Here is a 14,076-nt window from a genome sequence, read left to right as displayed (position 1 = left end):
GGGGAGTAGGGACTTCTGTCGTCCATTCAGCTGTCAGGGTGGCCCGTTTCGCCCGTCGGTCGGGTCGCACGCCCTGACCCGGCATCCGGCATCGGAGGGCTGCCGGTGGCCTGTTCCTGGCCCGTCGACCATCGGCTGTCCGGATGGCGATTTGGTGAACCGCCGGTGGCGCGTGCTAATGTTTCGTCTCGTCCGGAGGGCACCCCGAGCCGCCGGAAACAATGTCAGGTCTCATAGCTCAGCGGGAGAGCGTCCGCCTCACACGCGGAAGGTCGCTGGTTCGATCCCAGCTGGGACCACTCACACAGTACGAGACCGGTGCAGTTTCTGCCCGGTCTTCTCGTCTCTTCGAGTCGATCGAAATCGTTGCCGCGTGCGGCCGCCTCCGGCCCCCCTCGTGTAGGCCACCTCTTGGTTGCGCTGTGACCTGAGTCACATTATGGTAGCGGTTGCCCTCCTTGGGACCCGAACCCTTTCCATACGCTTTGCGAAGTCTTTACTATCAATGCGACCTCGCGTCACGGGTCGCGCTTCCGCCCACGGATGGGCGGCCCGAGCCCCCGCCCGCCGCTCGTTTTCGATGCCAAGAACATGTTTGACCGATGAACCGGGTCACGTCCCGGCGAAGGAGAAAATATGTCCACCGACACCGATTCCGCACCACGGACGTCGCTGCACGCGGGCATGGCCGGTCGCCTGACCGGGATCGGCCGCGCCGATCTGCCCGCCTCGATCGTGGTTTTCCTTGTCGCCCTGACACTTTCGCTCGGCGTGGCGGTGGTCTCGGGTGCCCCGGCGGCGGGCCTGATCGCCGCCGTCGTCGGCGGTGTGGTGCCCGGACTGCTCGGCGGCTCCGCGATCCAGGTCGGCGCGCCCACCGACAGTCTCACCGTTGTCGTCGCCGAGAGCGTGCAGCAGTTCGGCTGGGCGGCAACCAGTTTGATCACCATCGGCGCGGGGATGCTGGGCATCGCCGCCTATCACCGCGGGCACGCGCACGTGCTGCGCCCGCACCTCGACCAGGCGGCGGACGCCGGATTCGGCGTGGTGGACCAGCTCGGCATGGTCGATGTCGCGGTGCAACTGGAGACGCTGTACGGGCACCCGGCCGTGCGGCGGGCCGTCGAACAGCGGGGCGTCGCGGTGTCGGGGTTGTTCTTCGATCTGGCCACCGCCCGTGTGATCGAGGTCATGGTCGACGGCATCGCGGAGTTGGAGGACGACGGGCGGCGGATCGCGGCGGAACCGGTCTGACCGGGCGATGTGCGGCGCGTCACGGTGATAACGACGAGAGGACGGTGGGGAATAACACACAATTGGCGAAGTTCTCAGGCTTTGCTAAGTCTTTACCAATACACTTGTCCTCGTTTACATCTCGACTCATCGCTGTGTCGGGACTGCTTCACCGCGAGATGCCGGTTCGCGGTCTTGTGCCCTGCTGGACATGTTGATCGTCAACCGACCTCGGCGAATCAGCCGAGTCGGCGAAGGAGAGTCATGGCTATCGATCAAGATTTAGCCCCGCCACTGTCGATGCCCGCACCGACGGGCTCGGGCCGCAGTTCCGGACCACTGTCCGACCGCTTCACCGACATCCTGCGCCACGATGTACCCGCTTCCATCGTGGTCTTCCTTGTCGCGCTACCGCTTTCGCTCGGTATCGCGATCGCTTCCGGAGCCCCTGTCGCCGCCGGGCTCATCGCCGCCGTCATCGGCGGTATCGTCGCCGGAACGTTCGGTGGTTCGGTACTCCAGGTGAGCGGCCCTGCCGCGGGCCTCACCGTCGTCGTCGCCGAGACGATCAACCAATTCGGTTGGCGTCTCACCTGTTTCATCGTCGTGATAGCCGGTGTGCTGCAGATTCTGCTCGGGCTCAGCCGGGTGGCCAGAGCGGCGCTCGCCGTGGCGCCGGTGGTGGTGCACGCGATGCTCGCCGGTATCGGTATCACCATCGCGCTGCAGCAGATTCACGTGCTGCTCGGCGGTTCCTCGCACAGCTCGGCCTGGCGGAACATCATCGAGCTGCCGGGGCAGCTGATGTCGTTGCACGGCGGCGGCGCGTTGATCGGCGCTGTCGTGATCGCGATCATGCTCGGCTGGAAGTACATGCCCGCGCGGGTTCGCGTCGTACCGGGCCCCTTGGTCGCGGTGCTCGTCGGCACGGCGTTGTCGCTGGCGCTGCCGCTCGATGCCGAGCGCATCGTGCTCAACGGCTCGCTGTTCGACGCCATCGGCCTGCCCGCGCTGCCGCGCGGCGACTGGTCGGGTCTGGTCCTGGCCATCATCACCATCGCCCTGATCGCCAGCGTGGAGAGCCTGCTGTCCGCGGTGGCGGTGGACAAGATGCACACGCGCAAGCGCACCGACTTCGACCGCGAGTTGATCGGCCAGGGCTCGGCGAACGTGCTGTCCGGCCTGCTCGGCGGCCTGCCGGTGACCGGCGTGATCGTGCGCAGCGCCACCAACGTGCAGGCGGGCGCGCACAGCCGCGCCTCCGCGATCCTGCACGGCGTCTGGCTGCTGGTGTTCTCGGTGGCCCTGGTGTCGGTGGTGGAGCAGATCCCGAAGGCCGCACTGGCCGGCCTGCTCATCGTGATCGGTACCCAGCTGGTGAAGCTGGCTCACATCAAACTGGCCCAGCGCACCGGTGACCTGCTGGTCTACGCCGTGACGGTGCTCAGTGTGGTGTTCCTGAACCTGCTGGAGGGCGTGCTGATCGGCCTCGGCCTGGCCTTCGGCCTGCTGCTGTGGCGGGTGGTCCGGGTGGCGGTCAAGGCCGAGCAGATCCCGGGCACGCAGCGCTGGCTGGTGACCGTCGACGGCTCGGCCACCTTCCTCGCGCTGCCGAAGCTGTCGGCGCAGCTCGCCAAGATCCCCCCGGGAGCCGACGTCACGGTGGAGATGACGGTCGACTTCCTCGATCACGCGGCTTTCGAGGCAGTCGAGGAGTTCGCCCGCCAGCAGGTGAGCAGCGGCGGCAGCGTCGACTTCGTGGAGATCGGCGGAGCCAAGATGGCGCACGCCACGGCGAAACCGCCGTCGCGGAGCTTCGCGCGCTCGGTCTGGGACGACATCCTCGGTCCGTGGCGGCGTGACGAGCGGCACGAGAACCCGGTCGCGGCCGGTGTCGCGGCCTACCACCGCAGCCACGCGCACGTCGTCCGGCCGCACCTGGACGAGTTGCGCGACAAGCAGGACCCGGATTCGTTCTTCCTCACCTGCTCGGACTCGCGGATCGTCCCGAACATCATCACCAACAGCGGGCCGGGCGACCTGTTCACCGTGCGCAACGTGGGCAATCTCGCGCCCGCCGAGGGTGACGCGTCGGTCGAGGCCGCGCTGGTGTTCGCGCTGGAACAACTGAATGTGCGTTCGATCGTGGTCTGCGGGCATTCCTCCTGCGGTGCGATGAAGGCGCTGCACACCGGCGCCCAGGTGCCCGGTGTGGACGCCTGGCTGGCCCACGCGCGGCCGAGCCTGGAGCGGTTCCGGGCGGGCCATCCGGTAGCGGCCGCGGCGCGGGAGGCCGGCTTCGGTGAGGTCGATCAGCTGGCCATGGTGAACGTCGCGGTGCAGCTCGAGCTGCTGCACCGGCACCCGGCGGTGCGCAAGGCGGTCGCCGAGCGCGGCGTCACGGTGTCTGGCCTGTTCTTCGACATCGGCAGCGCCCGGGTCGTCGAGGTGACCGAGAACGGGATCGCGCACATCGATGACGCGGGTCATCAGCACGCTCCCGAATTGGTCTGATAGACGGGGACGAGTTATCCCGCCCGGGCGCGCCGTCCGGGCGGGATAACTGTGTCCGGGCGCGTGGAGCCGAGTTCGGCGTGACCGATTGCTCGTACTCTGGGGACGTGTCCGCTGATCTGGAAACGAGCCCGGCCCACCGGCCGACCCGCTGGCGCGCCTTCCGTGCCGGTCTCGAACGACGACCTACCCTGTACCTCGGCTACCGGATCGTGGTCGCGGTGGTCGGTGTCGCCGTGCTCGCGGTCGGTGTCCTCGCGATCCCCTATCCCGGTCCCGGCTGGGCGATCGTGTTCGCCGGACTCGGCATCCTGGCTACCGAATTCGCCTGGGCGCACAAGGTATTGACCTGGCTGCGGGACCGGTACCGGCAATTGATGGCCTGGTATTCCGGGCAGGGCCCGGTCGTGCAAGTGGCCGGGGCGGTCGCCACCGCCGCGCTGGTGGTCGCGACGCTGTGGATTCTGGGAACCTTCGGGCTCGTGGGCAGTTGGATCGGAGTGGAATGGGAATGGCTGCGCAGCCCCCTGTAACGGTGACCACCGTTCCGGGGCGCACGCTCACCCAGCCGGAATGGCTGGCCGCGCGGATCGCGGAGATGGGCCACTCCTGGGGGACCGCGTCGCCGCGCGTCGCGGGCACGCTGTGGTGGTGCATGGTCGCCTCCGCTCTGGTGGAGCAGATCGCGCGGGCGTACGCCGCAGGCGAGGACGCACCCGAACCCGCACTGGACCGCATGGATTGCGAGGTGCGGCCCGACGGTGGCGTCGAGCGGGTGCGCCTCGTGGCGGACAGTGGTTCCGCGGGCTGCGGCGCGGTGGCGCTGCGTGCGACGCTCGCCGCCGTGATCGCGCCGGTGGCCGAGGTGTCCGGTGCGGGAGTGCCGTCGCTGTGGGCGATCGCCGCCGACGCTATCGGCAACCGTGCCCTGGACGCCGGTTCGGCGGACGCGGGCGCACGGCTGGCCCTGGACATCGGCGGCAAACTGCCTGCGCCGCGGTTCGTCGAGATCGGCGGACGCACCTTCGTCCGGCGCATCTCCTGCTGCCTGGTGTTCGAGGTCCCCGGCTGCCAGATGTGCACCAGTTGCCCGAAGCGGCCTGCCGTCGAACGAACGGCCCTGCTCGCGGACCTGGCCGCCGAGGGCTGAGGACCTGCCGTACGGGCCCAAAGCCCGGAGGGGCGGGCCGAAGCGGCGGGACAGTAGCATGGTCGCGCCGGACGAACTTGCGATCGGCCACCATCCAGCGGGGACCCAGCCCGCACACGAGAACGCCAAGGAGAGCGCAGCCGTGACCACCTCAGCCCCCATCAGTCCTGTCGCCCTCGTCCGGGTGCCGGCCGGGACGACGGCGGGCGCCGCGGTGCGCGAGGCGGGACTACCCACGAAGGGGCCGGAGACCGTGGTGGTCGTCCGGGTGGACGGTGAGCTCAAGGACCTGTCCTGGACTCCGGACGACGACGTCGACGTCGAGCCGGTGGCGGCCAACACCGACGACGGTCGCAACGTCATCCGGCATTCCGCCGCGCACGTGCTCGCCCAAGCGGTGCAGCAGGAGTTCCCCGGGGCCAAGCTGGGCATCGGCCCCTACATCAAGGACGGGTTCTACTACGACTTCCGCGTCGAGCGGCCGTTCACCCCCGAGGATCTGGCCAAGCTGGAATCCCGCATGAAGAAGATCGTCAAGGGCGCCCAGCGGTTCTCCCGCCGGGTGGTCGAGGTCGAGGATGCCAGGGTCGAGCTGGCCGGTGAGCCGTTCAAACTGGAGCTGATCAGCGACAAGTCCGGCATCGATGACCCGGAGGTCATGGAGGTCGGCGGCAAAGAGCTGACCATCTACGACAACCTGGATCCGCGCACCGGGGAGAAGATCTGGGGCGATCTGTGCCGCGGCCCGCACATTCCGACCACCAAGTTCATCCCGGCCTTCAAGTTGACCCGCAGTTCGGCCGCGTACTGGCGCGGCGACCAGAGCCGCGAGGACCTGCAGCGCATCTACGGCACCGCGTGGGAATCCCAGGAGGCGCTGGACGAGCACCTGCACCTGCTCGCCGAAGCCGAGCGCCGCGACCATCGCAAGCTGGGCCTGGAACTGGACCTTTTCAGCTTTCCCGACGAACTCGGTTCCGGCCTTCCGGTGTTCCACCCCAAGGGCGGCATCATCCGCAAGGAGCTGGAGGAGTACTCGCGCCGCAGGCATGTCGCGGCGGGCTACGAGTTCGTCAACACCCCGCACATCACCAAGGGGCACCTGTTCGAGGTCTCCGGTCACCTGGACTGGTACCGCGACGGCATGTTCCCCGCGATGCACCTGGACGCCGAGCTCAACGAGGACGGCACCGTCCGCAAGCCCGGCCAGGACTACTACGTCAAGCCGATGAACTGCCCGATGCACAACCTGATCTTCCGTGCCCGCGGGCGGTCGTATCGGGAACTGCCGCTGCGGCTGTTCGAGTTCGGCTCGGTCTACCGCTACGAGAAGTCCGGCGTGGTGCACGGCCTGACCCGGGTGCGCGGCATGACCCAGGACGACGCGCACATCTACTGCACCAAAGAGCAGATGCACAGCGAGCTGACCGACACGCTGCGGTTCGTGCTGGACCTGCTGAAGGACTACGGCCTCGACGACTTCTACCTCGAGTTGTCCACCAAGGACCCGAAGAAGTTCGTCGGTTCCGAGGAGATCTGGGAGGAGGCCACCGAAACCTTGTCCAAGGTCGCCTCGGCCTCCGGTCTGGAGCTGGTGCCCGATCCCGGCGGGGCCGCCTTCTACGGGCCCAAGATCTCCGTGCAGGCCAAGGACGCGCTGGGGCGCACCTGGCAGATGTCGACCATCCAGCTCGACTTCAACCTGCCCGAGCGCTTCGACCTGGAGTACACCGCCTCCGACGGCACCAAGCAGCGGCCGGTCATGATCCACCGCGCCCTGTTCGGCTCCATCGAGCGGTTCTTCGGCGTGCTCACCGAGCACTACGCGGGCGCGTTCCCGGCGTGGCTCGCGCCGGTGCAGGTCGTGGGCATCCCGGTCGCGGAAGCGTTTGCTCCGCATCTGGATCGGGTGATCGAGCGGTTGCAGGACGGGGGCATCCGCGCGCAGGTGGACCGCAGCGACGACCGCATGCAGAAGAAGATCTTCAACAACACCGCGCAGAAGGTGCCGTTCATGCTGCTGGCCGGTGAGCGCGACGTGAACGCGAACGCCGTGAGCTTCCGCTTCCGCGACGGTACCCAGGTCAACGGTGTCCCGGTCGACGACGCGGTGGCCACCATCGTCGCGTGGATCGCCCAGCGGGAGAACGCTTCGCCGACGGCCGACGGTTTCGAGATCCGATCATCGAGCAAGGGTGGGGCATGACCGAGCGTACGGTGCCGGACGGAATCGCGGATCTGGACGAGACCGCGCCGTCGGCCGAGCCGGGCAGCATCGTGGATTCCGGCGCCGGTGAACCGGATCGGCTGCTGCGGCTGTGGACGCCGTACCGCATGTCCTACATCGCCGAGGCGGCCACGGGGCCCAAGGACTCGACCGGCCATCCCTTCACGGACATCCCGAAGATGTCCGACGAGGACGGATTGGTCGTCGCCCGGGGCGAGCTGGTGTACGCCGTGCTCAACCTGTACCCGTACAACCCGGGGCACATGATGGTGGTGCCGTACCGCAAGGTCGCGAACCTGGAGGACCTCACCGAGGCGGAGAGCGCCGAATTGATGGCCTTCACCCAGCAGGCGATCCGGGTGATGAAGAGGGTGTCCCGGCCGCACGGTTTCAACGTCGGATTGAATCTCGGCGGGGTGGCGGGCGGGTCGCTGGCCGACCACCTGCACCAGCACATCGTGCCGCGCTGGGGTGGCGACGCGAACTTCATCACCGTCATCGGCGGGGCGAAGGTCATGCCGCAACTGCTGCGGGAGACCAGGGCGCTGCTGTCGGCGGCCTGGAAGGAGGCGTAGATGAGCGACCGGGCGGATCTGCCGTGCTGAGCTTCTTCGGCCGCGAGGCGTTCGCCAAAGCGACGGCTCCGCTGGGCCGTGCGCTGGTCGGCACGGGACTGACTCCCGACGCCATGACGCTGATCGGCACCACCGCCTCCATCGTCGCCGCGGTCACGCTCTTCCCGACCGGACACCTGTTCTGGGGAACCATGGTGATCTGGTTGTTCGTCATGTTCGACATGCTCGACGGCGCGATGGCCAGGGCCCGCGGCGGCGGCACGAAATACGGCGCGGTGCTGGACGCTACCTGTGACCGGTTGGCCGACGGCGCCATCTTCGGCGGCCTGGCCTGGTGGGCGGTCTTCCACGAGCAGCACAAGCCGCTGTTCGCCGCGACGCTCGTGGTCCTGGTCACCTCCCAGGTGATCTCCTATGCCAAGGCGCGCGCCGAGGCCAGTGGCCTGTCTGCGGACGGCGGCCTCATCGAGCGGCCGGACCGGTTGATCATCGTGCTGGTCGGCGCGGGATTCACCGGGATCGGCGGACATTGGGGGATCGAGTGGCTCACCTACGCCGTGCACGTGGCCATGTGGATCCTCGCCGTGCTCAGCATCGTCACCGTCGTCCAGCGGGTGCTGGCCGTGCGCAACTCACCGGGAGCGCGCACCGTGATCCCGGCCGGGCAGCCGCAGAGCCCGAGCGCGGGCAGCGCCGACACCACGGGACTTCCGTCGTGATCTCGACCTGTGCCGGACGCCGACCGATCGACGGGAGCGTCCGGCTATTCGTGGCGGCGGCTCGCCGCCCGGCGGCACGGGAGTGCGAATGAACATCGGAGAGCAGATCGCCGCCACCGGATACGCGGCGGGCTGGCGGCTGGTGCGTACGCTGCCGGAGCCGACGGCACGGCGGCTGTTCGAATGGGGCGCAGAGCGCGTCGCCCGCCGCGCCAACCGGGAGTTCCGCGCGGGCGGCGCGCCGAACCAGCTGCGGCGCAACCTGTCCCGGGTGCTCGGCGTACTTCCCGCCGACGTGCCGGACGAGCTGATCAGCGCGAGCATGCGGTCCTACGCGCGGTACTGGCGCGAGGCGTTCCGGTTGCCGACGATGGACCACGCCACGATCGACTACTTCGTCGACGGGTTGCCGCACCTGGACGCCGCGCTGGCGGAGGGACGAGGCGTAGTGCTGGTGCTGCCGCACTCCGGCAACTGGGACATGGCGGGCGTCTGGCTGGTGCAGCACTACGGAAGCTTCGCCACCGTGGCCGAGCGGCTGAAGCCGGAATCGCTGTTCGAGCGGTTCGTCGCCTACCGGGAGAGCCTCGGCTTCGAGGTGTTCCCGCTGACCGGCGGCGAGCAACCGCCGTTCGGACGGTTGGCGGCGCGCCTGCGGCAGAACGGGATCGTGTGCCTGATGGGCGAACGCGACCTCACCGGCAAGGGTGTGGCCGTCCAGTTCTTCGGTGAGCGCACCTGGATGCCTGCGGGTGCGGCGAAACTGGCCGTCGAAACCGGCGCGGCGTTGATACCGGTGCACGCGTGGTTCGAGGTCGATGCCGACGGCCGCGAGGACTGGGGGCTGAAAACCGAGGCGCCGGTGGACGTTTCCGGTGGGGTGGCCGCGGCGACCCAGGCATTGGCGGATCGCTTCGCGGCGAATATCGCGGAGCATCCCGCGGATTGGCACATGCTGCAACCATTGTGGGAGAGCGATCTCTCGCCCGAGCGGCGCGCCAGGATCGCCACCGCGCAGGCGAGCATCCGGGCCGAGCAGGGAGACGTATCGCCATGAAGATCGGCATGGTCTGCCCCTATTCGTTCGACGTCCCCGGCGGGGTGCAGGCGCATGTCGTCGAGCTGGCGCGGGTGTTCAACGAGCGCGGGCACAAGGTGAGCGTGCTCGCGCCCGCGTCCGAAGGCACCCCGCTGCCGGAGTTCGTGGTGTCGGCGGGCCGCGCGGTGGCCATCCCGTACAACGGGTCGGTGGCCCGGCTGTCCTTCGGACCCATGGCCTACACCAGGATTCGCCGGTGGATCGACGGCAACGATTTCGATGTGCTGCACATCCACGAGCCGAACGCGCCGAGTCTGTCCATGCTCGCGCTGAAGATCGCCGAGGGCCCGATCGTCGCGACTTTCCACACCTCCACGACGAAATCACTGGTGCTGAGCACTTTTCAGGGCGTGCTGCGGCCGTATCACGAGAAGATCTCCGGCCGCATCGCCGTCTCCGAGCTGGCGCGGCGCTGGCAGGTCGAGGCGCTGGGCTCGGACGCGGTCGAGATTCCCAACGGCGTGGACGTCGCGGCGTTCGCCCGCGCGCCCATGCTGCCCGGCTATCCGCGGGCGGGCGGGACGGTGCTGTTCCTCGGACGCTACGACGAGCCGCGCAAAGGCATGGAGGTGTTGCTCGGCGCGCTGCCCGATCTGGTGCGCGGGCATCCCGACGTCGAGATCCTGATCGTGGGCCGCGGCGACGAGGACCGCTTGCGCCGTGAAGCGGGCAAGCTGTCCGGTCACCTGCGCTTTCTCGGCCAGGTGTCCGACGAGGAGAAGGCTTCGGCGATGCGCAGCGCGGACGTGTACGTCGCGCCCAACCTGGGCGGGGAGAGTTTCGGCATCATCCTGATCGAGGCGATGGCGGCGGGCACTCCGGTCGTGGCCAGCGAACTGGACGCGTTCCGCCGGGTGCTGCGGGACGGTACGGCGGGCATGCTGGTCCCGGTCGGCGACTCGGCGGCCCTGGCCGCCGCGTTGCAGGCGGTGCTCACCGACGAGGTGCGCAGGGAGTCCTTGGTGCGCACCGCGACGCAGGTGGTCGGGGAGTACGACTGGCCGGTGGTGGCCGAACAGATCCTGCGCGTCTACGAGACGGTGACCATCGGCGACACGAGGGTGCGGGCGGCGGGATGATCACCTTCTCCGCGACGACGGTTCTCGTCCTCGCGCTGATCGCCGCGGTGGTCGTCGCGATCGGCCTGTGGGCGTACTCCACCGCCAACCGGCTCGACCGGCTGCACGTGCGCTCCGATCAGTCCTGGCAGGCGCTCGACGCGGCCCTGGCGCGGCGGGCGGTGGTGGCAAGGGCGGTCGCCATGGCCATCGCCGGTCCGGTGTCCGACCCGGCTCTTGCGGAGCAGGCCAGACAGCTCTCCTCGCTGGCGGATCGCGCCGAGCGCGCCGGTCGCGCCGAACGGGAGACCGTGGAGAACCGGTTGTCCTCGGCGCTGTCGGCGGTCGACATCGGCACGCTGCGGCCGCAGCTGGTTGCGGAACTGGCCGACGCCGAGGCCAGGGTGCTGATCGCCCGCCGCTTCCACAACGACGCGGTGCGCGACACGTTGGCGCTGCGTACGCGCCGGCCGGTCCGGCTGCTGCATCTGGGCGGTACCGCCCCACTGCCGTCCTACTTCGAGATCACCGAGCGCGCCACGCCCGCGGCCTCCACCGGCCTCGCGGTCGACACCATCCGCACCACCGCGCGCGTCGTGCTGTTCGACGAGCAGGACCGGACCCTGCTGATGCGCGGCCACGACCCGAAGACGCCGGAGGTGTCGTTCTGGTTCACCGTCGGCGGCGGCGTGGAGCCGGGGGAGAGTCTGCGCGTGGCGGCGGTACGGGAACTGTACGAGGAGACCGGATATCGCGCGGACCCGGCCGACCTGCGCGGTCCGATCTGGCGGCGGGTCGCGGTCTTTCCCTTCGACGGCCAGCTGATTCGATCCGAGGAATTGTTCTTCGCACTGCGGGTGCGTGGCTTCCAACCGAACCCGGCGAATCTGACCGCGATCGAGCGTCGCTCCATCACCGGAAACAAGTGGTGCACGGCGGCCGACATCGTCGCGCTGGACCGTTCCGGCGAAACGGTGTACCCGTATCACCTGGACGAGCTGCTCGCCGAAGCGGCCGAGGCGGCGTCCGGCACCGCCGATCCGGAGGTCCGTTCCATCCGCTGACCGGCCGCGAACCCGTGTGATCTGTTTCACGATCGTGATAGCGTCGCGATGATCCGAGGCGCCGGAGGGTAGTGCTCACAGGGACGCATGCGATTCGGCGTCGTGGTCCCGTTGACGGCGGGGCCGTTCCCGTTCGGTTGTGGAGGTAGTTGTTTCATGTCGTACCTGCTGTTCGATTTCCTGTTGCCGCTGATCGGCCCCGCGGCCGCGGAGTACTGGGCGACGTTGCTGGTGGTCGGCCCACTCTGAGCCATCGCCCGGCGGCGGCCGGGCAGTCCAGTACCGCGCCGGGACGGCACGATCGCCGAGCCCTCCCGGCCCAGGGCGCCATAACCGAGATCACACCAGGCCAGTGCCCTCCAACTGGCTATCAAGTGGCCTTTTGCGGCCGCCTAGAATCGTGGCGTTCGCATCCGAGCGACCGATTGGCGCACATGCTGGAGGAATTTGCCGTGACCACCCCCGAGACCACCCAGACCGTCGGCACCGCCCGCGTGAAGCGCGGTATGGCCGAGATGCTCAAGGGCGGGGTGATCATGGATGTCGTCACGCCGGAGCAGGCCAAGATCGCCGAGGACGCAGGCGCGGTCGCGGTGATGGCGCTGGAGCGCGTGCCCGCGGACATCCGCGCCCAGGGCGGCGTGTCCCGGATGAGCGACCCGGACATGATCGACGGCATCATCTCCGCGGTCTCGATTCCGGTCATGGCGAAGGCCCGTATCGGCCACTTCGTGGAGGCGCAGATCCTGCAGAGCCTCGGCGTCGACTACATCGATGAGTCCGAGGTGCTCACCCCGGCCGACTACGCCAACCACATCGACAAGTGGAATTTCACCGTGCCGTTCGTCTGCGGCGCTACCAACCTGGGCGAGGCGCTGCGCCGGATCACCGAGGGCGCGGCCATGATCCGCTCCAAGGGCGAGGCGGGCACCGGTGACGTGTCCAACGCGACGACGCACATGCGCAAGATTCGCCAGGAGATCCGCCGACTGGCCTCGCTGCCCGAGGACGAGCTGTTCGTCGCGGCCAAGGAGTTGCAGGCGCCCTACGAGCTGGTCCGCGAGATCGCGGAGACCGGCAAGCTGCCGGTGGTGCTGTTCACCGCGGGCGGCATCGCCACCCCCGCCGACGCGGCGATGATGATGCAGCTGGGGGCCGAGGGCGTGTTCGTGGGATCGGGCATCTTCAAGTCCGGCAACCCGGCCCAGCGCGCCGCCGCCATCGTCAAGGCCACCACCTTCTACGACGACCCCGACGTGCTGGCCAAGGTGTCGCGCGGCCTGGGCGAGGCCATGGTCGGCATCAACGTCGAGGAGATCGCCCAGCCGCATCGCCTGGCCGAGCGGGGTTGGTGAGCCCGCGCCGGTAGCGTCTGCCGCGGCGCTGATCAGCGTCGTCATGGGCGACCCGGCGGGCGAATAGGCCGCTCGGACCGGTTCCGATGCTAGGTTCAACTCTTACAGCGGCCAGAAGGTCGTCTCATGGTTTCCACAATCACGTTCAGTAGCTTCGCCATTCGATGGCCGCCCGGCCATTGCGCGCCCTCTCACCATCGGAACGATCCGAGCGCAAAGGACGAACAGTTGAAGCTTCGCAGAACCGGACGCCTCGCCGCCGCCGGGCTGGCCATGGTGGCCGCCCTGAGCCTCGCCGCCTGCGGCGGCGAGGACACGAGCGACTCGCCCAAGTCGACCCGCACCACAACCGCCGCCGCGTCCGCGACCATGCCGGCCGCGCCGACCGTCGAGGAACTCAACGCCTTGTTGCAGCGGGCACTCGACCCCACGGTGCCGAACGAGCAGAAGCTCGACCTCGTACAGGGCATCGAAGCCGACCCCGGCTTGCCCAACCGCTTGGCCGAAGCTTTCCGGCAGGCGAATGCCACGGCAGTGGTCACGGGCGTGACCACCTTCGGTGACAGCGTCACCGCACAGGCCAAGTTCACCATCAACGGACAGGAGAACCAGGTCGACGTGCCGTTCGTCCTGGACGGCGGCAAGTGGAAGGTCCAGAAGACCTGGGCCTGCCAGGCGCTGACCAACCTGAACCAGCAATCCCCGGCCTGCGCCGCCTGAACGCCGCAACCGGCCCCGCGCGCCGGGCGATGAGACGTGGCTCGTCCGAGCCCCGCATCGCCCGGTCGCCGGGCCGGATCGGTCCGCGGTGCCGGTTCCCGGCCGCCGCGTATTCCCAGGTGCGACATGGATACTGGAGCCAAGGGATTTACATGTCGATACAACCCTATGCGCATTCAACTATGTACTTAACCGCGCAGAATTTCGTTGCCTATCGCAGAGAGACAGCAAGGACGGAGGAAACTAACTCTCCCGGTCCGCGTCGACTCGAATCGCCGGGCGGTCCGGGTGGTCCCAGCGCACGAAGAAAGTTGGCGTGTAAGGGTTCTCGACGTCGTGCCGGAGTAGGGCGGGGATGGTCC

The 14,076-nt window shown here is 68.6% G+C and carries 12 protein-coding genes and 1 tRNA gene; all 13 read left to right on the top strand.

Annotated features, from left to right (window positions below):
• Nucleotides 1-227: 227 nt before the first annotated feature.
• Nucleotides 228-299 (top strand) — tRNA-Val (locus tag HOV91_RS35835).
• Between the two features lie 337 nt (nucleotides 300-636).
• Complete coding sequence (locus HOV91_RS41295; RefSeq protein ID WP_438822721.1) at nucleotides 637-1,254, top strand: SulP family inorganic anion transporter; 618 nt, start codon at nucleotides 637-639, stop codon at nucleotides 1,252-1,254.
• Between the two features lie 243 nt (nucleotides 1,255-1,497).
• Nucleotides 1,498-3,747 (top strand): solute carrier family 23 protein, encoded by a 2,250-nt coding sequence (locus tag HOV91_RS35825; protein WP_174189648.1) that lies wholly within the window; start codon nucleotides 1,498-1,500, stop codon nucleotides 3,745-3,747.
• A 107-nt stretch (nucleotides 3,748-3,854) separates the two neighbouring features.
• Nucleotides 3,855-4,280: a TIGR02611 family protein gene (locus HOV91_RS35820; RefSeq protein ID WP_174189647.1), complete on the top strand. Its 426-nt coding sequence runs from the start codon at nucleotides 3,855-3,857 to the stop codon at nucleotides 4,278-4,280.
• Nucleotides 4,281-4,282: 2 nt separating this feature from the next.
• Entirely contained in the window at nucleotides 4,283-4,897 is a 615-nt protein-coding gene (locus HOV91_RS35815) for a (2Fe-2S)-binding protein (protein WP_312884904.1), read from the top strand.
• A gap of 142 nt (nucleotides 4,898-5,039) precedes the next feature.
• Nucleotides 5,040-7,103 (top strand): threonine--tRNA ligase, encoded by a 2,064-nt coding sequence (thrS, locus tag HOV91_RS35810; RefSeq protein ID WP_174189645.1) that lies wholly within the window; start codon nucleotides 5,040-5,042, stop codon nucleotides 7,101-7,103.
• On the top strand, nucleotides 7,100-7,699 hold the full coding sequence (locus HOV91_RS35805; protein WP_217441501.1) for an ATP adenylyltransferase: 600 nt from the start codon (nucleotides 7,100-7,102) through the stop codon (nucleotides 7,697-7,699). Before thrS ends, HOV91_RS35805 begins: the two co-directional genes overlap by 4 nt.
• A gap of 23 nt (nucleotides 7,700-7,722) precedes the next feature.
• Entirely contained in the window at nucleotides 7,723-8,418 is a 696-nt protein-coding gene (pgsA, locus tag HOV91_RS35800) for a phosphatidylinositol phosphate synthase (RefSeq protein ID WP_174189644.1), read from the top strand.
• Between the two features lie 88 nt (nucleotides 8,419-8,506).
• Nucleotides 8,507-9,475, top strand: a complete 969-nt coding sequence (locus tag HOV91_RS35795) for a phosphatidylinositol mannoside acyltransferase (RefSeq protein WP_174189643.1) — start codon at nucleotides 8,507-8,509, stop codon at nucleotides 9,473-9,475.
• The gene (locus HOV91_RS35790; RefSeq protein ID WP_174189642.1) at nucleotides 9,472-10,596 is read left to right on the top strand and encodes a glycosyltransferase family 4 protein; all 1,125 of its coding nucleotides are present in this window, start codon (nucleotides 9,472-9,474) and stop codon (nucleotides 10,594-10,596) included. The genes HOV91_RS35795 and HOV91_RS35790 overlap by 4 nt, the downstream gene beginning before the upstream one ends.
• Entirely contained in the window at nucleotides 10,596-11,639 is a 1,044-nt protein-coding gene (locus HOV91_RS35785) for an NUDIX hydrolase (protein ID WP_174189649.1), read from the top strand. Before HOV91_RS35790 ends, HOV91_RS35785 begins: the two co-directional genes overlap by 1 nt.
• Nucleotides 11,640-12,073: 434 nt before the next feature.
• Nucleotides 12,074-12,994 (top strand): pyridoxal 5'-phosphate synthase lyase subunit PdxS, encoded by a 921-nt coding sequence (gene pdxS / locus HOV91_RS35780; protein WP_043694364.1) that lies wholly within the window; start codon nucleotides 12,074-12,076, stop codon nucleotides 12,992-12,994.
• Between the two features lie 228 nt (nucleotides 12,995-13,222).
• Nucleotides 13,223-13,714, top strand: a complete 492-nt coding sequence (locus tag HOV91_RS35775; RefSeq protein ID WP_174189641.1) for a WKL family lipoprotein — start codon at nucleotides 13,223-13,225, stop codon at nucleotides 13,712-13,714.
• Nucleotides 13,715-14,076 lie beyond the last annotated feature (362 nt).

Source organism: Nocardia barduliensis, assembly GCF_013315795.1.
Taxonomy (GTDB): domain Bacteria; phylum Actinomycetota; class Actinomycetes; order Mycobacteriales; family Mycobacteriaceae; genus Nocardia; species Nocardia barduliensis.
Note: the sequence above shows the minus strand (reverse complement) of the source record. Positions and strands in the feature narration are given on the sequence as shown.